20 protein-coding genes are annotated in these 21,893 nt (G+C 55.1%); 10 read left to right on the forward strand and 10 right to left on the reverse strand.

The window, feature by feature from the left end; all coding sequences use genetic code 11:
- Positions 1-73: 73 nt before the first annotated feature.
- On the forward strand, positions 74-1,081 hold the full coding sequence (locus tag AC1AY0_RS10930) for a sensor histidine kinase (protein WP_476523764.1): 1,008 nt from the start codon (positions 74-76) through the stop codon (positions 1,079-1,081).
- 19 nt (positions 1,082-1,100) lie between these two features.
- Here AC1AY0_RS10930 and AC1AY0_RS10935 read toward each other — a convergent pair whose 3' ends face one another.
- On the reverse strand, positions 1,101-1,994 hold the full coding sequence (locus tag AC1AY0_RS10935) for a LysR family transcriptional regulator (RefSeq protein ID WP_476523763.1): 894 nt from the start codon (positions 1,992-1,994) through the stop codon (positions 1,101-1,103).
- 158 nt (positions 1,995-2,152) lie between these two features.
- Between AC1AY0_RS10935 and AC1AY0_RS10940 the strand changes: the two genes are divergently transcribed.
- The 3 genes from AC1AY0_RS10940 (at position 2,153) to AC1AY0_RS10950 (ending at position 5,701) form a co-directional block, all read left to right on the forward strand.
- A complete protein-coding gene (locus AC1AY0_RS10940) occupies positions 2,153-3,499 on the forward strand; it encodes an MFS transporter (RefSeq protein ID WP_476523762.1) in 1,347 nt (448 codons plus the stop codon).
- A 63-nt stretch (positions 3,500-3,562) separates the two neighbouring features.
- Complete coding sequence (locus AC1AY0_RS10945; RefSeq protein ID WP_476523760.1) at positions 3,563-4,420, forward strand: aldo/keto reductase; 858 nt, start codon at positions 3,563-3,565, stop codon at positions 4,418-4,420.
- Between the two features lie 291 nt (positions 4,421-4,711).
- Positions 4,712-5,701 carry a 3-hydroxyacyl-CoA dehydrogenase family protein gene (locus AC1AY0_RS10950; RefSeq protein ID WP_476523759.1) on the forward strand — a complete coding sequence of 330 codons (990 nt, stop codon included), beginning with the start codon at positions 4,712-4,714 and terminating at the stop codon, positions 5,699-5,701.
- 57 nt (positions 5,702-5,758) lie between these two features.
- On the opposite strand, the gene AC1AY0_RS10955 is transcribed toward AC1AY0_RS10950, so the two are convergent.
- Positions 5,759-6,367, reverse strand: a complete 609-nt coding sequence (locus tag AC1AY0_RS10955; RefSeq protein ID WP_476523757.1) for a sugar O-acetyltransferase — start codon at positions 6,365-6,367, stop codon at positions 5,759-5,761.
- Between the two features lie 364 nt (positions 6,368-6,731).
- Complete coding sequence (locus tag AC1AY0_RS10960) at positions 6,732-8,123, reverse strand: MFS transporter (RefSeq protein ID WP_476523756.1); 1,392 nt, start codon at positions 8,121-8,123, stop codon at positions 6,732-6,734.
- 401 nt (positions 8,124-8,524) lie between these two features.
- Here AC1AY0_RS10960 and AC1AY0_RS10965 point away from each other — a divergent pair, with 401 nt between their 5' ends.
- Both AC1AY0_RS10965 and AC1AY0_RS10970 read left to right on the forward strand, forming a co-directional pair.
- Complete coding sequence (locus tag AC1AY0_RS10965) at positions 8,525-9,106, forward strand: hypothetical protein (protein WP_476526408.1); 582 nt, start codon at positions 8,525-8,527, stop codon at positions 9,104-9,106.
- A gap of 431 nt (positions 9,107-9,537) precedes the next feature.
- Positions 9,538-10,650 (forward strand): CTP synthase, encoded by a 1,113-nt coding sequence (locus AC1AY0_RS10970; protein ID WP_476526410.1) that lies wholly within the window; start codon positions 9,538-9,540, stop codon positions 10,648-10,650.
- A gap of 341 nt (positions 10,651-10,991) precedes the next feature.
- On the opposite strand, the gene AC1AY0_RS10975 is transcribed toward AC1AY0_RS10970, so the two are convergent.
- Together AC1AY0_RS10975 and AC1AY0_RS10980 are read right to left on the reverse strand one after the other, a co-directional pair.
- Positions 10,992-11,666, reverse strand: coding sequence for a sugar O-acetyltransferase (locus AC1AY0_RS10975; protein WP_476523754.1), 675 nt, complete (start codon positions 11,664-11,666; stop codon positions 10,992-10,994).
- A gap of 99 nt (positions 11,667-11,765) precedes the next feature.
- Positions 11,766-12,644, reverse strand: a complete 879-nt coding sequence (locus tag AC1AY0_RS10980; protein WP_476523752.1) for a LysR family transcriptional regulator — start codon at positions 12,642-12,644, stop codon at positions 11,766-11,768.
- A 188-nt stretch (positions 12,645-12,832) separates the two neighbouring features.
- On the opposite strand from AC1AY0_RS10980, the gene AC1AY0_RS10985 reads away from it, so the two are divergent.
- The 3 genes from AC1AY0_RS10985 to AC1AY0_RS10995 all read left to right on the forward strand — a co-directional run bounded on the left by AC1AY0_RS10985 (position 12,833) and on the right by AC1AY0_RS10995 (position 15,208).
- Complete coding sequence (locus tag AC1AY0_RS10985; RefSeq protein ID WP_476523751.1) at positions 12,833-13,378, forward strand: flavodoxin; 546 nt, start codon at positions 12,833-12,835, stop codon at positions 13,376-13,378.
- Positions 13,379-13,435: 57 nt separating this feature from the next.
- Positions 13,436-14,293, forward strand: a complete 858-nt coding sequence (locus AC1AY0_RS10990) for an aldo/keto reductase (protein WP_476523749.1) — start codon at positions 13,436-13,438, stop codon at positions 14,291-14,293.
- A 93-nt stretch (positions 14,294-14,386) separates the two neighbouring features.
- Entirely contained in the window at positions 14,387-15,208 is an 822-nt protein-coding gene (locus AC1AY0_RS10995) for a methyltransferase domain-containing protein (RefSeq protein WP_476523748.1), read from the forward strand.
- A 178-nt stretch (positions 15,209-15,386) separates the two neighbouring features.
- Here the strand turns inward: AC1AY0_RS10995 and AC1AY0_RS11000 are convergent, their stop codons facing one another.
- The 3 genes from AC1AY0_RS11000 to AC1AY0_RS11010 all read right to left on the reverse strand — a co-directional run bounded on the left by AC1AY0_RS11000 (position 15,387) and on the right by AC1AY0_RS11010 (position 18,291).
- Positions 15,387-15,908 carry an NAD(P)H-dependent oxidoreductase gene (locus AC1AY0_RS11000; protein WP_476523747.1) on the reverse strand — a complete coding sequence of 174 codons (522 nt, stop codon included), beginning with the start codon at positions 15,906-15,908 and terminating at the stop codon, positions 15,387-15,389.
- Positions 15,909-16,394: 486 nt separating this feature from the next.
- Positions 16,395-16,919: an NAD(P)H-dependent oxidoreductase gene (locus tag AC1AY0_RS11005; protein WP_476523746.1), complete on the reverse strand. Its 525-nt coding sequence runs from the start codon at positions 16,917-16,919 to the stop codon at positions 16,395-16,397.
- A gap of 106 nt (positions 16,920-17,025) precedes the next feature.
- Positions 17,026-18,291, reverse strand: coding sequence for an MFS transporter (locus AC1AY0_RS11010; protein ID WP_476523745.1), 1,266 nt, complete (start codon positions 18,289-18,291; stop codon positions 17,026-17,028).
- 181 nt (positions 18,292-18,472) lie between these two features.
- Here AC1AY0_RS11010 and AC1AY0_RS11015 point away from each other — a divergent pair, with 181 nt between their 5' ends.
- Positions 18,473-19,372, forward strand: coding sequence for a LysR family transcriptional regulator (locus AC1AY0_RS11015; protein ID WP_476523743.1), 900 nt, complete (start codon positions 18,473-18,475; stop codon positions 19,370-19,372).
- Positions 19,373-19,852: 480 nt separating this feature from the next.
- On the opposite strand, the gene AC1AY0_RS11020 is transcribed toward AC1AY0_RS11015, so the two are convergent.
- Positions 19,853-21,286, reverse strand: coding sequence for a DHA2 family efflux MFS transporter permease subunit (locus AC1AY0_RS11020; RefSeq protein ID WP_476526412.1), 1,434 nt, complete (start codon positions 21,284-21,286; stop codon positions 19,853-19,855).
- A 117-nt stretch (positions 21,287-21,403) separates the two neighbouring features.
- Positions 21,404-21,874, reverse strand: coding sequence for a MarR family winged helix-turn-helix transcriptional regulator (locus AC1AY0_RS11025; RefSeq protein WP_476523740.1), 471 nt, complete (start codon positions 21,872-21,874; stop codon positions 21,404-21,406).
- Between the last annotated feature and the right edge of the window lie 19 nt (positions 21,875-21,893).

The raw sequence follows: 21,893 nt of genomic DNA on the forward strand, positions 1-21,893 counted from the left end.
ACCGAGCGTATTGCGTACAGTCGTATTGCATGCAGCACGGCTGCATTGCGTACAGCGCATAGGAGAATGAACAATGGCAGACAGTAAGCGCACATCAACGCACATGCATAACGCCGGCAGCGTGGCTGGCCTGATTAGTTTGCGTATGACCATTGCCATGACCATTATCACGGTGATTGGCGGCATCATTTTTGTAGCCGGCGTACTGCTCGGCTCCCGCCACGAATTTACCGAACGGGGCCTGAATCCGAATGAGATGTCCGTCACCCAACAATTCGGCTCGGGCATGATGGTAATCGACACGCAAAAAGCCGTAATGCTCACCATTCTGTTCGTGCTCGGGGTCATTGCCGCAGTCGCATTGATTGGGCGATATTATTCGCGCAAGGAAGTCGCGCCGCTTGAGCATGCATTCGAATTGCAGAAAGATTTCGTGGCGGACGCCAGCCATGAGCTCAAAACCCCTTTGGCCGTAATCTCCACGCGCATCGATTTGATTGAATTCCGCCGTGCGCATGGCCAGCCAATCGACAGCGCCATTGCGGATTTGCGCGGCGATGTGGACCGTATGAACGCCATCATTACGGATTTGCTGGTGGCAGCTCGTGGAGCAGTGGCGGCTGAGCCGGTGGCGCTCGCTGGCGTTATCAGTCAGTCTGTGGATTCGGTGCGACCGTTGGCGGATAAACGGAACGTGGGCATTACCACCCATATTGATGGTGAGCCGACACGATTTGTGGTGCACGGCAACACGGTTGGGCTTTCGCGCTGCTTGGTGGCGGTACTCGACAATGCCATCGCGCATTCGCCGGCTGGCTCTGAGGTGAAGGTTTCACTTGGCTACCATCATCATGGTGATGTGGCTATCCGGGTTACCGATTGCGGCAGCGGCATCGGTTCTGATCCGGAACGACTGTTCCGCCGATTCGCGCGTGACGATGACGGCACCGAGCACCAAGGTTATGGGTTAGGTTTGGCGTTGGCTCGTGATGTCGCCAGCCGGTACGGCGGTACGTTGAGCGTGGAATCGACGTCGTCGCATGGCACCACGATGCTACTTACGTTGCCGTTGAGCGACTGATTGTGCTTTGCCTGGTGCCTTACGCCATGCCTGCAAGTTCGCGAATACGTGCGATGAATGCGGCAACGGCAGGGGAGGGCTCGCGCGGGTAGAGCAAGCCATAGGATAGGCCGACTTCGGTCGGCCATTGCACGGGAACGTTCACCAACTGTGGATGCACGCCAGCCCACATGGGTTTGGATATCAGCAGATCGCCGCTTTGCGCGCATTCATTGAATACGTTGAGGTCATAATGGTCGATATCGACCAGCTCGATTCCCGGATGCTTGGAGAACAGAGCGCGTGCGGTATCGTCTCCGCCGTGGCGATGTTTGATGATGCGGATGCGCTCGCCTTCAAGATTATCCAAGGTGATGATTGGTTGGCGGGTGAGCGGATTCTCACGCGGGACCGCAAGACAGAGTGACTCGAATTCAAGCGGCAACGTGCCGCAATGCTGACTCCAGTAGTCGGCGTCGAATGCGGTGGACACCATATCCACGGATTCGCCTAAGTGCGTGATGATGTCGTTAATGGTTGTCGTGTCGTCCGGCATGGAGATGAGTTCAAGTTTGATTTCCGGGTGCTTGCCGGCATCCTTCTGCCACAGGTCGAGAATGCGGCGGCCAGAGCGCAGTACCGAAACACCGAGGCGCACAGGTGCGTTGTTCGTGGCCGAATGACGTTGCGCGCGGTGAATCGCTTTCTCGCATTGACGCATTATCGTGCGGGCATCCTCCACAAAATCACGGCCTGCGGGAGTGAGCTCCACTCCGCTGCGCGACCGAGTGAAAAGCGTGAGTCCGTATTCTTTTTCGAATGTGTTGATTTGTTTGGCCAATGCGGGCGTGGAAATATTCAGTGCTCGCCCAGCCTGAGCAAAACTGCCGGTTTCCGCCGCTGCGATAATCGCGTCCAATCGTTTATCGTACATGCCTGGCCTTTTCTGAGGGGTGACCGAGGGGAGTCACTGTATAAACCAATAGCTTATACAGTGTAAACCATAATCATCTATAAACCCATCTATCACAGCACTTTTCCAGCGTACACTGTCTCACGCAATAACCAAAAGTATATGTAGAGAAGAGCATAGTGAGTTCTGTATCGAAGTATTCCGCGAACCTCACCACTGCGGCAGCGGCAATCGCATCATTCCTGGCAGGCATGGATGTGCTCATCGTCAACGTTGCCTTACCCACCATCGCAGCGGACCTTGGCGGAGACATGGCCGTACAACAGTGGGTGGTGGATGGATACACGCTGCTGTTCGCGGCGTTACTGCTGTTTGCCGGCAGCCTTGCGGACCAGTTTGGTGCCAAGCGCATTTTCATGATTGGCGCGGCCTTGTTCGGTGGCGCCTCGTTGTTCTGCTCGTTTGCATGGTCGATGATGGCGCTGGTCGCGGGGCGTTGCGTGCTCGGCGTGGCTTCGGCGCTGCTGTTGCCGGCGTCGATGGCGCTGATTAATGAGGCAAGTCCAAACCCGCGATACCGCGCATGGGCGCTTGCCTTATGGGGTGCGGGCGGCGCGTCGGCCTCCGCGGTAGGGCCACTGCTCGGCGGACTGCTGACTCCGATTCACTGGAGTCTGGTGTTTGCAATCAATGTACCGTTCTGTTTGGCGATTCTGGCCATGGCGCCGCGCATCGTAGCTTCCACGCCGCGTGCGACCAAGTTCGATTGGATCGGCCAGATTCTGGCTTTACTGGGATTAAGCGCACTCGTGGCAGGCATTATTGAAGTCGGTTCGGCTGGATTGTCTGCTCCAATAACCCTTATTCTGTTGGCTGCCGGTATTGCGCTGATAGTGGCGTTTGGCATCTCTCAAGCCAAAGTCACATTTCCGATGATGCCGCTTGGCCTGTTTCATGTGCGCGGCATGCAAGTGGCGTTGCAGATCGGTTTCATCATGATTTTCAACTGGTATGGCATGGTGTTCATCTGCACGATGTTCCTGCAAAACGAACTGAGCATGGGTGCGTTCGCAGCCGGGCTGGTATTTGTTCCATCCGCATTCATCACCATTTTCGGCAACCTCATGGGTGGTCGAATCGTTACTGCACACAGTTCCAAATTCTCTATCACACTGGGGCTGAGCATTATGATCGCTGGATTTCTTTTTGAATTCCTTTCCCCGCGGCCGGTGCCGGTGTGGGTGATTGCGGTGGGACTGAGCGTAGTGGGCTTCGGCGCGGCCATCACCACGCCGGCTGCTGCCGGAGTCGTGCTGAAAAGCGTGAACGTTTCGCAGGCGGGCATTGCGTCCGCCATGTTCAACACCTTCCGCCAAGTCGGCGGTGCCATCGGTGTTGCCGTGTTCGGCGTTATCGCTACATTCCTGCCCTCGCTTGATATGGCCTTGCGCACCGTGTTCTTGGCTTCGGCACTGCTGCTCGTCTACGTGCTGATTTTCGAGGTTGTTCGCTGGCGAGATCGCTGAAGGCCGGATGCTGGCCAAACGGAATCGAACTTGATCGAACTGAAAAAACTGAAAGGAATCATTATGGAATACATCACGCTCAATACCGGAGCTACCATGCCGATGATCGGTTATGGTGTCTACTGCATGGAAGATCTTGCTGAATGCGAACGCGCGGTCGGCGAAGCCCTCGAAGCCGGCTACCGGTATATCGATACTGCCACTGCATATCGTAACGAGGAAGCTGTAGGCCGTGCGATTGCCTCTTCCGGCATTGCTCGCGAGGACCTCTTCGTGGCAACCAAGTTGTGGGTTACCGACGTAACCTACGATCTCGCCAAGCCGGCGTTCGAGCGTTCGCTTGACCGACTTGGACTTGACTACGTGGATTTGTACATCATTCATCAGCCGTACAACGATGTGTTCGGTGCGTGGCGGGCCATGGAGGAGCTGGTGGAGAGCGGCCGTGTACGTGCGATTGGTGTCGACAATATGGATTCGGCTCGTCTTGCTGACTTCCTGCACTTCGCTGGCACCAAGCCAGCCGTCAACTTCGTGGAAGCGAACGTTGGCTACCAACGCGAAAGTGAACGCGCGTACATGGCCAGTCGAGGTGTGACCATGGAGGCATGGTCGCCGCTCAGCCATGGCGCGGAAAGTTTGTTCGAGAACGAGACGCTAAAGACCATCGCGGCTTCGCATGACAGGACGGTTGCTCAGGTCGTACTGCGCTGGCTCATCCAGCGCGGTATTGTGCCGGTCGTCAAGTCGGCGAATTCGGTGCGCATGCGAGAGAACCTTGATGTGTTTGACTTCGAGTTGGATTCGGCGGACATGGAGGCCATTGCCGGACTTGATACGGGTGTCAGCTGCTTCGGTGGCCGTAATGACGGAGAAAGCGTCGAATCGTTCCTTGACATTGCGGAGCAGTGGCGTCGTTAGTGGAATAAGGGACCCTGCGCAGGCTGAATCGTTATTATGTACGCGGTTCAACGAACATGTCGCAAACATAATGATGGTTTGAGCCTTGGAATCGTCATTATGTACGCGGCTGAACGTGTGTGACGCAAACATAGTGACGATTTGAGGGCGAAAAACGTCATTATGTTTGCGGGAGACAGGTTGGCGCGCGTACATAATGATGGAATTGGGTGCTGCTGCGGGCGTGGAATCAGTGGCATAATCGGGAACTGAGCTGAATCATCGGTACGAAGACGAATGGAGATGGTGGCGATGGTGCAGGAACAAGGATTGGCTCAACGTGATGCGCACGATATTAAGGTGATTGCCAATGTTGGCACAGGCACGATGGGCCACGCCATCGCGTTGCAGTTCGCGCTCGCTGGGTATTCGACGCGTTTGGTAGGCCGTAGCGAAGCCTCGCTTGACCGGGCGATGAAGCGGATTCGCGCGGATGCTGAGACTTTTGCCGGTGCCGGACTGCTGCGCGACGGCGAGAGCGTGGATGATGTGCTCGCCCGTATCGCGCCGATTGTCGGATATGAACAAGGCGTGGCCGATGCTGATTTCATCATCGAATCGGTGGCGGAAAACCTGGAAGTCAAGCAGAATGTCTGGCGTGAAATTGAACGATTTGCTCCGCGTGATGCGATTTTCGCCACCAATACGTCCGGTCTGAGTCCCACGGCGATCCAGTCGGTGTTGGACGTGCCGGAGCGATTCGTGGTGGCCCACTTCTGGAACCCAGCCCAGTTGATGCCGCTCGTAGAAGTCGTTCCGGGTACTCACACTGATCCGCACGTGGTGGATGTGACCTTCGATCTGATGAACCTTATTGGCAAGAAGCCTGCGAAAATCAAGAAGGAATCGCTGGGCTTCGTAGGTAACCGACTGCAGATGGCCGTACTGCGCGAGGAATTCCACATCATCCAGGAAGGCATCGCAGACGCCGCAACCGTGGATGATGTGATGAAATACAGTCTCGGCCGCCGCTGGAATCTTGTGGGCCCAGTGGCCAGCATCGACCTTGGCGGACTCGACGTGTTCTACAACATCAGCACCTACCTGTTCGACGACATGGACAACGGCACTGGCCCCTCGCCACTGCTTGCCGAAAAGGTCAAGGCTGGCAATCTTGGAGCAAAAACCGGCCAAGGCTTCTTCTCCTGGCAGGGCGAGGACGGCAAGCGTGTCATCGAACAGCGAGACAAGGCACTGCTGCGCGCGCTGAAAGAAGACGCGGCTGCGACTGACGGCGAGTAAGCGACGCGGAGTTGACATGGATATGCAGTGCTGAGCATTGGCATAACCGTGTTTTGACTATTCCCATACGTCAAGTTTGCGATTCTTGTAGTAGAACTCTTTATCTTTTTCGCCGATGGGGCGTACGGCTTTGCATGGCACGCCATAGGCCACGGTGTTGTCTGGAATGTCGTGGCTCACCACCGAGCCTGCGCCGATAACGCAGTTATCTCCAATGGTCACGCCCGGTAGGATGGTTACGTTTGCGCCGACCCATACATTGCGGCCGATGGTAACCGGAATGCAATATACGTAATGGTGCTCGCGCAGTACCGGCAGTATCGGATGGCCTGCCGTGGCAATGACCACGTTCGGACCGAACATGCACCAATCGCCGATAGTGATATCGGCATCGTCCACGCAGGTGAAGTTGACATTGCAGTAGATGCCTTTGCCCATGTGCACATGATGGAAGCCCCAATTGGCGTGCGCAGGTGTCTCCACATGGCAGCCGTCGCCAATTTCGGCGAACATCTCCTTGAGCAGTTTCTGTTTGCCCTCTTGGTCGGTGGGATGCGTCTGGTTGAATTCCCAGAGCTTCTCCTGATATTCGAGTTGGCCGCCCATAATGCTCGGGTCGTCGTAATGGTAAGGCAGCTGTTCCTCGCGCCGTTTCGCGTTATCCATCGATAGCCTCCTTGGCTGTTGCAAAGCGTTGATATTCCAGTGATGTTTGCGTTGCCATCATTGTAGGCGCGGTTTATGAAGCTGGGGTGTGGCTAGACGGTTGAGACGTGGCCGGATGGCGGGTGCGATCGGGGCGGATAGTCAGGACATGGTTGGGACGTCATTAAGTTTGCGTCCCAACCTAGCAGCCGCAAACATGATGACGATTTTGGGTTGAAAATCGTCACTAAGTACGCGGTCGGACGTATATTCTGCAAACATAATGATGGTTATCGCCCGCAAATCGTCATTATGTACGCGGACAGTTGGTGAAGCCGCGTACATAATGATGATTCACAGCCGGCGTCACGCCCCGTCAGCCCTGTTAAGCCCGCGCCGGTATGTGCTTGCGCGACAATGCAAGCACATACCAGGCAACCGGCATTGCCAGCAAACCACCGGCAATGAATACCCACGCAATCGGAATCACATCAGCAAGCGGTGCAAAAATCAGCATGCCCAGCGGCATACCAAGCGTGGAGAGCATGGTATCGAGGCCGAATACGCGGCCGGTCATTGATTCATCGGATTCGGTTTGCATGACGGTACGCATCGGTCCGACGCATATCGCGGACGCCACACCATTGAGCACATCGACAATCAGGAACAGTATTAGGTTCCGTACCGTGCCAAGGCCGATGACAGTAATGCCCACCATTGCAATACCGAACGCAATCGCTCGCATCTGAGTAAGACTATTGTGCAACAACTTTGGGCCAATCGCAGACATCATCGCACCACCAAGCAGCAGGCCAACGCTGAGCCCCAGTTCATTGGCCGCAAGCTTATCGGATGCGGTAGCGAGATTTATGAATCCAAGATTCAGATCGATGCCCTCGTATTCGCGAGTCATGAGCAGCAGCGTTAGATTCATTGGCGCCACGGCAACACAACAAGTCAAAGCATCTCCAAGAATTGCACCCTTCAAATACGGATGCTTCATCGCGTACAATAAACCAATCTTCAAATCAGCGAAGGTTCGCCGCAGTATAGCCACGGGACTAGTTTCAGCAACAGTACCAGCTGCATCACTTCGCTGAGCCGAGCGAGGCGCGCGAATCAGCATCACAAATCCTACGCCAATAACCGCAGTGGTCACATCAACCAACAGAATCGACCAGAGCGGAACCATATTAATCAGTACGGCCGCGAGCGCCGGTGCCGCAATCCTATTCGCCGAATTAATGACGCCGAATATCGAATTGATTCGTAGGAGCTTGCCGGTCGGTACGATGTCCGGAATAAACGACTGTACCGCGGGCTCCTGAATTCCCGCTCCAGCCGATCGGATAAACAGCACTATGAAAATCAGCGACAGATTTGCCCAGTTCATTGCGAAGCTCACAGACAGCACCACAGTGACGGTCGCGATCATCAAATCAGGCAGAACAATCAGCGCTTTTCGGTTGTACCGATCTGCCATAGGTCCGCCAAAAACGGAGACCAAAGACTGCGGCAGCACGCCGAACAATGTGGCTAGCAGCATGGCCGAGCCGGTTCGGGTTTGCAGTACAATCCACCACCAGATGGCGAACTGCACAATGCTGGAGCCAAGCATTGAAAACGCCTGACCGGTAAGCAATAGCACAGCACGGCGTAGCCAGTCTTGTTCAAGTGGGTCAGATTGGGTGAATTGACTAGTTGCCAAATCGGATGAATACTCTGTTTCGGTTGCAGGCGAGAAATCGATAGGGTCTTCCAAAGACGATTGGGACATAAGCGTTCCTGTTTTCCTCTACTCACGCGAACGCATAACCGCTTAGCCGAAGTCCGAGTATCTGACGCGCAAAAGACAAGTGCTGTAATCAGTGAACAGGAATCAATCAGCTATCTAGCGGTTTCGCAATCGTGCGAAATCAATGTGTGTACGACGAATTCGCATACCTGCATTTTCTGCAGCAGGTACACTTCAGCCCGTCATCGGGCTTTACCGCGTTAGATTGCGGGCCTCAACGCGAATCGCGCCATCGTCATGCAAAGCGAACAACACATGGTGCCTGAGTGTATAGCCGTATACAGACAAACGCATAATTCACTCCTCGGCATTTGCAGAGCACTGATTTTCAGAATATTGCGCGGCGCTGCAAGAGATTTCCCGAACTGGCATAATCGTGGATTATGGATGAAGGTTGGGTTCCTGGCGATCGCAAACTGGCATTGCGCGTATGGATTGGGCGCGCACGGAGCACCGTGATGTTCGTAGTATGCTGCTCCGGTCTTGGCGTGATTGTGGTGCAAATCCTAGATACGTTTATGCTTGGCGATTTTCCGAAGATACGTGAAGCCGTTGTGCTTTTCTGTATTGTGCTGCCCCTGTTGGCGGGTTGCGTATGGCTTCGGCTTCGACTCTGGCATCGACCGATTAGTCTCGTTGCCATTCGCCCAAGATGGGGAGCGGTCCGCCTTATCGCAGCACCAGACCGCTACTCGCCAGGCGGAGAATGGTACACATACAATGTGCGATTCATTCTGTTTCGTGCCTGCGACGTCATGGAGTTCTGCATCCCTTGCGAATATCAGGGGCAGAAGCTCCAAGCTCGAATGGAAGTATGCAATGGCTACATTCGCATGAAGGGGTTTCGATATCTCACCTCTCGTGAGCAGGAGGCTTGGGACTCCAATTCTCTCGGTTATTCCCTGCTCGACCCGCGCACTGTCTACGATCGCGACACCGATGCCCTCATCGTGCAGCAGTCGTGATAGCACACGGCGTAGTCGGTGGGGTTGCTGGCTCTGCCAAGCATTTTCGCTGCCAAACTGTCATTAAGTACGCGGCTCAACGTACTACCCGCAAACATAGTGATGTTTTGGAGGTGGAAATCGTCATTATGTTTGCGACTGCCAGGTTGGCACGCGTACATAGTGATGTTTCCAGCCCCAAAATCATCATTATGTTTGCGGCATGCACGTTGAGCCGCAAACATAATGATTGCGGGCAGCCTTCCCATCTGCCCCAGCTTCGCGAAGGCGTCACATCACACCAGCCCAGCGCACCGCAAGCGAACATAAACGCGCACAAACGAACCATTCTTACCGAGTTATCCACATGACAGACTGTCAAAAACGGAAGCTAGAACCACATACCCCGTTTGAGCTTGCGCAGAAGAGAACAGTCGCTCAATCATGGCAATATGAGCACACATCACGACATTGAGCAACTCTGCAATGACGCCGAGCACAACCGCCGCTGCTTTTATCCAGCTACCAACACGCAACGCCAGGCAGTACAAACCAGGATTCGCAATGGGTATCTGACCCGACCATTCCGCAATATGTATGCACGCAATGCATATTGGCAGTCATTGAATCCAATAGAGCAGGCTCAGCATATTATTCGAACATTATCCGGACAGTTTCCAACACGTATTTTCGCGGGGCTGAGTGCTGCAACAATAATGCAACTGGATCATAACTGGTCGCTGCATGAAGACAACACCGTTTTCATCGCCAAACCCACCGGTCCTGCGCAACGTTCGAATGCCGCCATCAAACATGTCACGGCAACGAATCCACCCCTCGCAACACTTGCGAATTACCGCAACAGCGATGGACTGCAGGCCACCATATTCCCAGGTCGACCAGAGATGCAAGCGATGCAACAAGCGCTCCAACGCCAAAAACCTTGCGAAATCACCAGCATTATCCCGATAACCTCACCGGCACGTACGCTGGTCGATTGCGGACTGCGCTACTCATTTTCTCAAGCTTTACCAATGTTCGACTCCGCAGTACGGCAGAAACTGGTTACAGCCGAGCAGATCACGGATATTTGCGATGGGCTGCGCGTGGACTGTGGACGCGTGCTCCGGCTGGTCTATTACATGGATCCTCTGAGTGAGAATGGTGGAGAATCGCTCTGCCGGGCTGTAATTATCGAAGCTGGTTTCGTGGTGCCGGACTTGCAGCATGTGTTTATCGACCCTGATGCTCCGTGGAAGGAATATCGAGTTGATTTCGTTTGGTACACTCCTGATGGGCGAATCATCATATTGGAATTCGATGGTACTGCTAAATATGTCGACCCAGCTATGACCAACCGGCGCAGCATACAAGCTGTGGTTCATTCAGAAAAAGAACGCGAAAATGTATTGCAACGAGCCGGTGCGTCTAGCATTATTCGCACGAATTTCGACGAGGTCATCCAGCGGACACCTCTGATTCAAAAACTGCTTGACGCCGGTGTGCCAATGGCCGGGTTCAATCCCGTATACGAGAAAACAGCCAACTGGTCTGGAAGGCTGTAGCCGGGGTGTGGGTCGATTGGCGGACTATACGCCGATGGGGTGTTTCCAATGGCAGGGCGTCCAAGACTGACCGCTCTCGATGGTGGCTATTCTCCACCGACCTCCGGCCTCCGTTGGCCATCAACCGTCATTATGTACGCGGCTTCACCAACTGTCCGCGTACATAATGACGGCTAGAACACCTAAATCATCATTAAGTACGCGGCTCAACGTACTACCCGCAAACATAATGACGTTTTGGAGGTGGAAATCGTCATTATGTTTGCGGGTGTTTGGTTGACGCGCGTACATAATGACGATTCGGCTATGGCAAGTGGCCGTTTTGGGTATCGGAGACGGCTCTATGCGTTGCGGGTGGCGTTGCGCGCCGCATTACGTGCGGCAATGCGCTCGCAGAAGCCGGTTTTATCCGCTTCGGTGATAGGACGAAGTACGCGTGCCGGGTTGCCGACGGCAATCACACCGGCCGGAATATCTTTGGTGACCACTGAGCCGGCACCGATGACCGAACCGCGACCGATAGTCACGCCGCCGAGCACGGTCACATGACCGCCCAACCATACGCCATCCCCGATCACAATCGGCTTGGCCTGGCAAGCACCATTCTTACGCTCCTCGAAATCAAGCGCATGATTGGTGGCGAACAAGCCCACCATTGGCGCAATCCACACATAATCGCCGAGCGTGATCGGTGCATTGTCGAGCATCACGCAGTCGAAATTAATGTAGGCATGCGAGCCGATGGTGATATTACGCCCCACCTCGCAACGGAAATTCGGCTCGATGAACACATCCTCGCCCACTGAAGCGAACAGCTGCTCCATGATTTCGCGGCGGGTTGCGGTGTCCTCGTAATCGGTGCGATTGTAGGCAACGAATAGCTTCTTGGCCTCCGCGCGCTTGCGCTCGATTTCCGGATGCGAGTCTTCATAGACTTCGCCGGCCACCATGCGCTGCCATTCTGCGAGGCCCTCGGGTGTGAGATCGGCGGTGACGTCGTACTGGTTTGCGGTCATGTTCAACTCCTTTGTTGTTGTTTGACAATTGTTGATCGGCTATTGTCGATTGACTACTTTGCGTTGATATCCATTATGCGGCTTCGTTCCCGCCGGCGTTTAGACCATCGTGCGCAGGATTTCAAGGAATGCGGCAGCGGGCGGGGTGAGCGGCTGGTTGCGTTTCCATGCGATGGCCAGCTGGGTGTTGGCGGGTGGATCAAGCGGTCGGAACACCAGCCCTGACTCCCAAGTCGTATCCACCAGTCGTTGCGGGCCGATGACACAGGCGAAACCCTCTTGCGCGAAGCAGCTGGCGTTATACATAAGGTTCATCGTGCCCACGATGTTGAGTGATTTCATGCTATGCCCAAACCAGCCGGACAGATTGCCGCGGATAATCACGCCTTGCGGCACGATGATTGGAGTGTCTTTCAGGTCGGCAGCGGTGATCGCCTCATGTGAGGCAAGCGGATGGTCGTGGCGCATAAGCACGCCCATCGGGTCGCCGCCTGGCAATGGCATGTAGTCGTAACGGCTCATATCAGTTGGTTGCACCAGCACGCCGAAATCGGCAAGACCATTATCGAGTCGTTCAACGATGTTCGTGCCGTAGTCATCATGCAGTCGGACGCGCACCTGCGGATGACGCTCACGCAAGATGACTGCAGCTCGCGCGAGCACACGCATTACTGCGGTTTGTGCTGCAGCGATATGCACGTCGCCGGTCACTTCTTCGCCGGTCATCACTTCGGTTTTGGCTCGTTCGGCCAGCTCTGTGATTTCACGTGCGCGGCGGTACAGTAACCGACCCTCCTCGGTAAGCTCAAGAGCGCGGCCGCGATTGCCGCGCTCGAATAGGGTGACGCTGAGCTCTTCTTCGAGTTCTTTGATTTGACGAGAGAGCGCCGGCTGGCTGATGCGCAGCACATCGGCTGCCGCGCTGACACCTTCCTCCTCGACCACAGTAATGAAATTGCGTAATACACGAAGTTCCATGACTGTACTGCCTTCCGTCTGAATCGTTGCTCCTAGTGCTGAAATGTATGCACTTTTCTTATGTAATTGTATCAAATGACACTATTTGTAATGGAAAACCGGCTGTCATATCGTCAGAATCGTGATGTTCGCAACCGTAAGCGGTGAAACGATTAACCTAGACAAGAAAGAAAAAGGGTGGAATAAACATGGCTGATTCCAATGCTGGAAACTCGGTAATCGTCTACTTTTCCCGCACTGGCGAGAACTATACGGTAGGGGAGATTGAGGTCGGCAACACCGACAAAGTGGCTGCCGAGCTCGCAAAACAGACTGGCGCGCCGCGCATCGAGATCGTGCCGGTCGAGCCGTATCCATATGTCTATAACCAGGCCGTGGCACAGGCCACCCGCGAGCGCAATGACCAGGTGCGTCCGGCATTCACGCTGAAGAGCGATACTGCTGGCACAGATGCGCTCGCTGCGCTTGACGCGGCGGATACCGTTTACCTCGGCTATCCAATCTGGTGGGCGGATATGCCGATGCCCGTATATACCTTCCTTGAAAGCCGCGATTGGGCGGGTGTAACGATTCGTCCATTCTGCACGCATGAAGGCAGCGGGCTGGCCGACACGGTCGTCTCTATCGCCGACGTGACCGGGGCGAATGTATTGCCGGGCCTTGCAATCCGTGGCGCCACCGCGCAAAACGATGAGGTGAGGACTACCCAGCGTGTTGCCGACTGGCTGGTGTAATCGGAAATCATGAATCATCAATAACGCTAAATGCATACACAACAGTAAGGAATACCAATGCAAACTGTCACATTGAACAATGGCGTGGAGATGCCGGCTTTGGGCTACGGCGTTTTCCGCATGGACAACCTCGAGGAGTGTGAGCGCTCGGTGAACGATGCGCTTGAGGCCGGCTACCGATACATCGATACGGCCACCGCATACCAGAACGAGGAGGCGGTGGGCAAGGCCATCGCCGAATCCGGCATCAGGCGCGAGGATCTGTTCGTCTCCACCAAACTGTGGATCACGGACACCACCCGCGAACTCGCGCGCCCCGCGTTCGAACGTTCGCTCGACCGTCTCGGCCTCGACTACGTGGACCTGTACCTGATCCACCAGCCGTACAACGACGTGTTCGGCGCATGGAAGGCGATGGAGGAGCTGGTCGCCGAAGGCCGCATCCGCGCGATCGGCGTGGACAACATGGACTCCGCCCGTCTCGCCGACTTCCTGCACCACGTGGACATGAAGCCGACGGTGAACTTCATTCAGGCGAATGTCGGCTTTCAGCGCAAGGCGGAGCGAGCCTATATGGCCGAGCGCGGTGTGCACATGGAGGCATGGGCGCCGCTGGCCGCCGGTTCCGCAAGTCTGTTCGACAACGAAACAATGCTGAAGATTGCGGCTGAGCATAGCAAGACCGTGGCTCAGGTGGCGCTGCGTTGGCTTATTCAGCGCGGTATTACGCCGGTGGTCAAGTCCGCGAACCCCACGCGTATGCGCGAGAACCTCGACATCTTCAACTTCGAGCTGACCGATGCGAATATGGCTGAGATCACCACGCTCGACACCGGTATCGACCCGAATGGTGCACGCGATACCGGCGAGAAGGTCGATCGCTTCCTTGATTGGGGTGATACGCTGCGTCGCTAATAACGATTGCGCAATCGGTGACTGCTGCTCGGTGGTTTCTATGCGCACAATGCGCGCGTAGAAACCACCATTGTTTGCCATTCGGACAATAAGATGGACGCTGTATTGGGTGCGGCTAGCGTGGGCCGCATGGTTGTATGGGATTCCGAACAGTATCTTCGATTCAAGGCCGAACGCACGCAGCCGTCGCGTGATCTGGCGATGCAATTGCCGCCCGACGATGGTTCGGTCAAACATGTTCTGGACATTGGCTGCGGACCGGGCAACAGCACCGCGGTATTGCGTGGGCGGTACCCTCACGCCGAGATTCTTGGCGTGGATAATTCGCTGGAAATGATTGAATCAGCGCGTGCCGCCCATCCGGATATCGATTTTGCTTTGTGCGATGTATCGAATCAAACCGCTTTGGCGGATTTGCCAAATGATTTCGATATGGTGTTTTCCAACGCTTGTATTCAGTGGGTGCCGAATCATGCGCGATTGATTCCGGCGTTGCTCGGCCTCTTACGTGAAGGTGGGGTGCTCGCTGTGCAGACACCGATGAATTATGAGGAACCGATTCATCGCATCATCGCCGAGCTCGTGCATTCGCCAGCGTATGCGGACCGGCTGCCACAACAGCGTGAGTTCTACAATCTCACGCCGCCCGAATACTGGGAGCTATTGCGCGTGCATGCTGCTAGCTTCCGCATGTGGAAGGTGACGTATATGCATACGTTGCCATCGCATGAGGCCATTATGGACTGGTATCGCGGCACGGGATTGCGTCCGTACCTGCAGGCATTGCCAGACGATGCCGAGCGTGCGGAGTTCGAGTCCGCAGTGTTTGACCGTGTTTGTGAGTCTTACCCCAAGCAGTCGGATGGCAGCATTATTTTCCCGTTCCCGCGGTTCTTCTTCACTGCGGTGAAGTAATCGGAGCGATAGTTTCGCCGTGGTAGCGCAAAAGGGCGGCTCCCGGAAAATTCCGAGGGTCGCCCTTTGCGCTACGTGATGTTGTAATTGCCGTTGCCCCCTCTAATTGGCTCCCCTTGTCAGGGGGCTGTCGACAAAGCCGACTGAGGGGTAGTCCATTAGAGAACCATTGGTATAACTACTTGGTCAGGTAATCCTTGTAGTTCTTGACCGCTTCGGCCAGAGCCTCATCGGAGATGCCGAAGGAGCCGAAGGTCACGAACGGCTTGACCCAAGTGGCGTTGATGTGGTTGGCCGTGCCCTGGAACGGGACGAGCACCTGGTCGATGGTGAACTTGTTGTCGCCTTCAGGCTGGTACTTGGACTCCGGAGAGCCGGTGGAGACTGCGACGGCGAATTCCTTGCCTTCGAAGGCGTGGCCTTCAGAACCGTATGCCCAGCCGTGCTCCAGCACATCGTCTTCCCAGGTCTTGAGCAGAGCGGGGGAGGAGAACCAGTACAGCGGGAACTGGAACACCACGCGATCAGCGGCTTCGATTGCGGCCTGCTCGGCCTTAACGTCGATCTTGCCGTCCGGGTACAGAGCGTACTCGTCGCGCACGGTCACGTTCTCCAGGCCTTCGGCAGCCTCGGCAAGCGCGGCGTTGACATGGGACTGACCCTTCAGGGACGGGTGGAATACAAGTACCAGAGTCTTCATGGGTATCTCCTTGATTTATCGGTCTGATTGGCTTGCATATCTCATGGCTCACTCAGTAATATTGCAAGCCGATATATCTCAGAATGAACTATACAAGTATGGGTGGTAAGTATGCAAACGGTGTGTCGTATTCCTTTTTGTGCCCTCGCCGAAGAGGACGGCGAAGCTGACCGGTGATTGCCGGATGGGATCAATGTTGATGGTTGCGGTAATAAAAAAACGCCCTGTGGTGTACCGCAAGGCGATACGTCACAGGGCGATTCAAATAAGAACTATTTGTAATCCTTACAGGCGGCACAGAGCTGCTGCAGCAAGGGTGGTGATAGTTGCGATAGTGATAGCGGCCATAAGAACTTCCTTCCTCTCTTTTCCAATAGCCGAATGTGGATACTAGTGAGAGGGCTCGAAAAGTGAGGCAAAGATGTTCAATAATTGGCCGCTGCTGTGCGTTTTGTTTGGTGCGGGGATCTGTGTGAGTTTCAAAAGTTACTCAGCGAGGAACTTTTGGTAATCCTTACCGATTGCGGCCAAGTCGTCATCGCTGCGCTCCATGGACTCGAACATGACGAATGGCTTCAGCCAGGTGGCATTCGTGTAGCGGGCCATCATGCGGTAAGGGGAGAGTACCTCATCCATTGTGGCGCCATTATCGGCGGTCTGATATTCGGTTTCCGGGCCGCCAGCGGTAGTGGCAACTGTGATTTCCTTGGATTTCAGCGCCTCGCCGCCTGGACCGTATGCCCAGCCATAAGCGAGCACTTCGTCTTCCCATTCCTTAAGCAGGGCTGGCGCGGAATACCAATACAACGGGAACTGGAATACGATACGGTCAGCAGCTTCGACGGCCTGCTGCTCGGCGGCCACATCGATCTTACCGTCCGGATAGAGCGCGTACTCGTCGCGTACGGTCGCAGTGTCTGCCGGCAAAGCGCTTGCAGCTTCAGCCAACGCCTTATTGGCGCGCGATTTACCTTGTAGATCCGGATGAAATATCAATACCAGCGTCTTCATAAAAGCCTCCTTGCTTCATCTCCCGAATTGGACGGGAACAGCATGCGTCATTACGCATAATACCGCCGATTGTGTTTCTCGATTTCTGATTTCCAGGCGGTGTGGCTTACCGCATGTGCGGTGCGCGACTCATGACGAAGTAGGAGCCGATAGCGAGTGGCATAGTAATCATCAATGCAGGATAGAACCAGGCGATGTTGAGGTTTGCGTATAGCCAGCCGCCGATAATCGGGCCCAAAGCCATGCCTAGATCAAGTCCGATGTAATACGTGCCATTGCCGCGCCCGCCGTGGCCAGCGCCGGCCAGTCGCACGGCATCGGATTGGCTGACGGAACTCATGATGCCGTATGACGCCGCCATGAAGATGGCCCCGATAAGCAGGACTCCATCGTTACGCATGAAAGCAAGAGCTCCCAGCGAAATCAACATGCACGCTGAGCATAGCCATAGGAACCAGCGGAATGGGCAGCGGTCGAAGAGATTGCGCATCAAAACGCGCAGTAACAGCAGTGCCGCCGCGTATAAGGGGAAGAACAAGCTGACATCCACAGGCAGGTTTCGAGCCTGGACGTACGTGACGATATACGACTGCGTGGCGCAGTAGGGGATGGCGAACAGCATGAATACGAAGGCGACCGGAATCACGCGCACGGAAATCGTCTGACTGATGAAGGCTCGAATGCCGGTGTTGGTTTGCTCGGCTGTGGTCGTGGCGGTCTGCGGTGTGCGGCCGGCGCGATTGGAGGCGCGGCTGGTGCATCCGCCATCGCGAACGAACGCCACCAATATGAACGCGACAATCATCGCCGCCGTGGAGATTGCAAACGCCGCGCGATAGCCGAACACAGCCTTCATGCGGATGCCGGCGGCAGGGCCGAGCGCCATCGCAAGCGCATTGACCATACCGTAATAACCCATGCCTTTGCCGATATGAGCCAAAGGAATCAACGCAGTCAGCCATGCCGCAAGGCAAACAGACAGGCAGGAGAATCCAATGCCATTGATGAGTCGCGCGGCAAAGAGGAATGCGGCATTGGCGGACCATGCATATCCAGCATAGGCGGCAATCAGTAGCACGATGGCAATCATGGCGAATCGTTTCAGCGGTGCGTGATCGCTGAAACGACCAGCCCATGGTCGGCAGAACAGCGAGATGATATTCATGGTGCCGGCGATGATGCCGGCGAATTCTCCGCTCGCTCCCAAAGTGTGCGAATAGCCGACAATCAGCGTAGTGCCCATCATGGTGCCGGACATGTAAAAGAATGCTGCCGCCATAATCAGGAGAATGCTGCCGTTCATGAATGAGTCATCGTGCTTGTGGCTATGTGATTGGCTGGCTTCCTGCATTTGCGCTGATTGTGTTGACATATTCGTTGCTATCCTCGCCTCTGACTATTGCGCGTCGCTACATATTGGACGATGCTTTACGAACATGCATTGTAGATACTCTGTGGCCTTCGTGCGGTGCAGGACTGCTTTCTTTTATGGCGCAAGTGCACTCTTTTGGTTATAACTGGAGAAGCAGAATAATGCATAGGGGAGATGCCATATGTATGACAAGCGACTGGATGCCATCCTGTCGGCGGCGGAATGCGGCAGTTTCAATAAGGCCGCGCGGCAACTGCACCTTTCCTCCACCGCATTGATCAAACAGGTCACCGGTTTTGAACGTGACTATGGCCTTACCCTGTTCGACCGCACCAATAATGGAGTGAGCCTCACTGCCTCCGGGCATGCATTGGTCGACGATGCTCGAAGTCTGATAAGCCAGAGCGAACGAGCCTTGCGTCATGCCCGTCAACTCGAGGAGACACAGGAAGCGAGGGTGAGACTTGCCATTTCGATGCTTCGCCCGGCTACTCCCGTGTTGGAATTGTGGCCGCGAGCGTCGGCATGGCTAATGCGCCATGAACATCAACTTCGACTGGAGCTGGTTTCCATGCCGGACGCTCCCGATGGGTTCATGACAGCTTTGGACCATCTTGGCGAGGAAGTCGATGTGGCCGCCAGCGGGTTTTCGCCGGAGCATCAGAAACATCCCTGCCAGGTTCTGAAACTGGGTGAATATCCGTTGCAAATCGGAGTGCCAGCCTCGAATCCGCTGGTGGCGATGCCGGGTGGTGTGCTCCGCCTGTCCGATTTGGCGGGGCAACGAATTCATATCCCGCAGGTCGGTGACAACGATGCGATGGATACGGCACGTCAATTGTTGGAAACAGTTCCCGACCTCACGCTGATTGATATCGCGCAATATACGTTTGATGAGTTCAATGACTGCGCCGCCAACGGGGATCTGATTCTCGCCCGTACCTTCGGCACAGGCATCCATCCGATGATTCAGGCAATGCCGGTGGACTGGAATCTGACCATTCCATACGGCTTGTTCTATCCGTTGGATCCTTCCGAATCCGTGCAGCAATTCGTACAGGCGATTGCAGCCGTGCGATAGCGCAGAACATACAGACGATTATTGGTTTGACGGTGTGATCTCTGTGTTCGTTGAAACGGTCAACGGTCAATTGACAATTGAATCAATAACAGAGCAGACGAATGGATATAAGTATATAAAGTCAAAAATGGATAGATTTTCTCCTATAAAGATAGATAAAGTTCGATATAACTGAACGATTTGGATATCGCCTGATTGATTATGGTGCAGCACAATATCCGGCGCGTTATGTTTGCTGAGCGTACGCTTTCCCGGATGCCGCGTTCGATGTGATTACGGTTTGCCAGTGTTTCTGGCATTTCAATCATGATGCCGCTTGCTGCACCTCTGAATTGCTATACCTCTGTTTTCGTGTATATGGCAGTTATTTATACCTTTGTTTTCGTGTAATCAGGACAATATGAGAACGATGTGGTGAAAAGTGATGTGAAAGGTGATGTGAAAGGTGCTCGTTCTGTATATCGCATGAAATCGGTTGAGTCAGTGGTGGATGGCCTTGTTGCTGCGCATGAACGCAAGCGACATGATGATGAGTGGGGCGGCGCACGCGGCCATGGCGAGGAATGTGAGATTCATGCCATGCATGTTTGCGGCGGCTGCGCTTATGCCGCGAGCCTGACCAGCGGCGGCCAACGCCGTCATCATGCCGACGAAAACGGCTTGCCCGATGGCTCCGGCAATGGTGCGTAATGCGGTGAGCAACGCGTTTGCGTCGGCTAAGCGCCCGTCGCCCGCGACTGAAGTGCCCCACGTCACCAGCGGCATCATCAAGCAACCGATCGCCAGCGAACGTATGACGTTAATCGTGGATGCCACCCAAATCGATGCGGCAAGCGGCAGCAATCCCATGGCAAGATTGCTGGCGGTCAAGCAGATGCCGCCGATGAGCAGCAATCGTTTCACGCCAAAGCGATCGTGCAATCTGCCAGCCATTGGGCTGATAATCGCCATCGCCAGCGACCCCGGCAAGCTCACCAGACCAGCCATCGATGCCGTGCCGCCTTTGATAGTTTGCACGTACAGCGGCAGTATGACCGACGAACCCATCATCGCGAAATACAGAATCATGCTGCCAATCACACTCAGGGCAAAGTTGCGATTGCGAAGAATGCGCACGTCAAGGAACGGGCGCTCTCGCTTCAATTGCAGCATTACGAACCATATGGAAGCTGCGATACCCAGTACGAGCGGCAGCAATACCATGATGCTGACGAATGGTTGGGAGCTGATATTGCCAATGCCGAGCGTCACACCGCCGAACGCAACAATGCTTATCGCGAACGACAGCGTATCGAAAGAACGCTTTGACGTGCTGAGCACATTGCTGAATACCAAGCATGCCATGATGAGTGACAGTGCCATTACGCTAATCACCAGGTAGAAGATGGAACGCCAGCCGAACGCGTCAACCATAAGGCCGGAAAGCGTTGGCGCAATCACCGGTGTGACGCCGACCACGAGTCCGTACCAACCCATGATGGTGCCGCGCTGGTCGGGGTAGATGGTCATAAGCACCACCTGCGCCATCGCCATAAGCAGGCCGTTGCCGCATGCTTGCAGCACGCGCCCGCCCATGATAACGGCGAATGGCACGGGCGCAATGCATGTCAGGGAACCGATGATGAACAGTACTGCGCTGATCAGATACAACGGCTTGGTGGGGAAGCGGGTGATGAGAAACGCGGTGAGCGGCATGACGATGCCCATGGCGAGTGAATAGCCGCTGGTCAGCCACTGGCCGGTTTGCATCGTGACGCCGAGATCCGTTGCAATGGGCGGCAACGCGGTAGTCAGCGCCGTGGCCATGATGGTGGTGGCGATGCACGACAGCATGATGTTGATAAAAATCAGCGTGCGGCGACGATTGGTGAGTGGCTGTTGCGCGGATGAGTCTATGGTGATTATGTTCGGCATGATTTCGTTTCTTTTTGGCTCCCTTTGTCAGGGGAGCTGTCGGCGAAGCCGACTGAGGGGTAGTCGTACAGAAATAGAAGTGTCTTTTGCTCTCACTTGGTAAGAATCTGCGTGCGTTTACTTGTCTAGCTCTTGGTAGTGCTCGCGAATAGTGGTGAGAATATCGGCAAACTGTTCGCGCTGCTCGCGGGTCAATGATTCCAGCAGTTCTCCTGAGGAGCCGTTTTCGGTCGCGCGTCTGCGCAACGCTTCGGCTTTGCCTTCCTCGGTGAGCGTGACCAGATAAGTGCGCGCGTCATCAGGATGCTGGGTGCGCGTAACCCATCCGCGAGTCTCCATTTTGGCGAGCAATTCACTTAAGGATGCCGCGCGAATGCCGAGAATCGCTGCGAGTCGGCGCTGGCTGACCGGGCTGAGGCCGCTGATGGTGAGCAGACAGCGTGACTGGCCGCTGGCATAGGCGGGTGAGTTGTTGCGTCGCAGATTGCGCTGGTGGCTGATGCGCGCCACGTCGTAGAACAGTTCCGCAAGCGCGCGGTCGTCCGTTTGGGAAGCGTCTGTGGAATTGTTCATTGATTCGTCTGCCATCTATCCCATTTCCTTGGTC

It is taken from the genome of Bifidobacterium sp. LH_416, from assembly GCF_056357055.1.

Coding starts and splice junctions, on each gene's coding strand:
- AC1AY0_RS10930 (WP_476523764.1), top strand. CDS start 74: ATGGCAGACAGTAAGCGCACATCAACGCACATGCATAACGCCGGCAGC.
- AC1AY0_RS10935 (WP_476523763.1), bottom strand. CDS start 1,994: ATGTACGATAAACGATTGGACGCGATTATCGCAGCGGCGGAAACCGGC.
- AC1AY0_RS10945 (WP_476523760.1), top strand. CDS start 3,563: ATGGAATACATCACGCTCAATACCGGAGCTACCATGCCGATGATCGGT.
- AC1AY0_RS10950 (WP_476523759.1), top strand. CDS start 4,712: ATGGTGCAGGAACAAGGATTGGCTCAACGTGATGCGCACGATATTAAG.
- AC1AY0_RS10955 (WP_476523757.1), bottom strand. CDS start 6,367: ATGGATAACGCGAAACGGCGCGAGGAACAGCTGCCTTACCATTACGAC.
- AC1AY0_RS10960 (WP_476523756.1), bottom strand. CDS start 8,123: ATGTCCCAATCGTCTTTGGAAGACCCTATCGATTTCTCGCCTGCAACC.
- AC1AY0_RS10965 (WP_476526408.1), top strand. CDS start 8,525: ATGGATGAAGGTTGGGTTCCTGGCGATCGCAAACTGGCATTGCGCGTA.
- AC1AY0_RS10970 (WP_476526410.1), top strand. CDS start 9,538: ATGAGCACACATCACGACATTGAGCAACTCTGCAATGACGCCGAGCAC.
- AC1AY0_RS10975 (WP_476523754.1), bottom strand. CDS start 11,666: ATGACCGCAAACCAGTACGACGTCACCGCCGATCTCACACCCGAGGGC.
- AC1AY0_RS10980 (WP_476523752.1), bottom strand. CDS start 12,644: ATGGAACTTCGTGTATTACGCAATTTCATTACTGTGGTCGAGGAGGAA.
- AC1AY0_RS10985 (WP_476523751.1), top strand. CDS start 12,833: ATGGCTGATTCCAATGCTGGAAACTCGGTAATCGTCTACTTTTCCCGC.
- AC1AY0_RS10990 (WP_476523749.1), top strand. CDS start 13,436: ATGCAAACTGTCACATTGAACAATGGCGTGGAGATGCCGGCTTTGGGC.
- AC1AY0_RS10995 (WP_476523748.1), top strand. CDS start 14,387: ATGGACGCTGTATTGGGTGCGGCTAGCGTGGGCCGCATGGTTGTATGG.
- AC1AY0_RS11000 (WP_476523747.1), bottom strand. CDS start 15,908: ATGAAGACTCTGGTACTTGTATTCCACCCGTCCCTGAAGGGTCAGTCC.
- AC1AY0_RS11005 (WP_476523746.1), bottom strand. CDS start 16,919: ATGAAGACGCTGGTATTGATATTTCATCCGGATCTACAAGGTAAATCG.
- AC1AY0_RS11010 (WP_476523745.1), bottom strand. CDS start 18,291: ATGTCAACACAATCAGCGCAAATGCAGGAAGCCAGCCAATCACATAGC.
- AC1AY0_RS11015 (WP_476523743.1), top strand. CDS start 18,473: ATGTATGACAAGCGACTGGATGCCATCCTGTCGGCGGCGGAATGCGGC.
- AC1AY0_RS11020 (WP_476526412.1), bottom strand. CDS start 21,286: ATGCCGAACATAATCACCATAGACTCATCCGCGCAACAGCCACTCACC.
- AC1AY0_RS11025 (WP_476523740.1), bottom strand. CDS start 21,874: ATGGCAGACGAATCAATGAACAATTCCACAGACGCTTCCCAAACGGAC.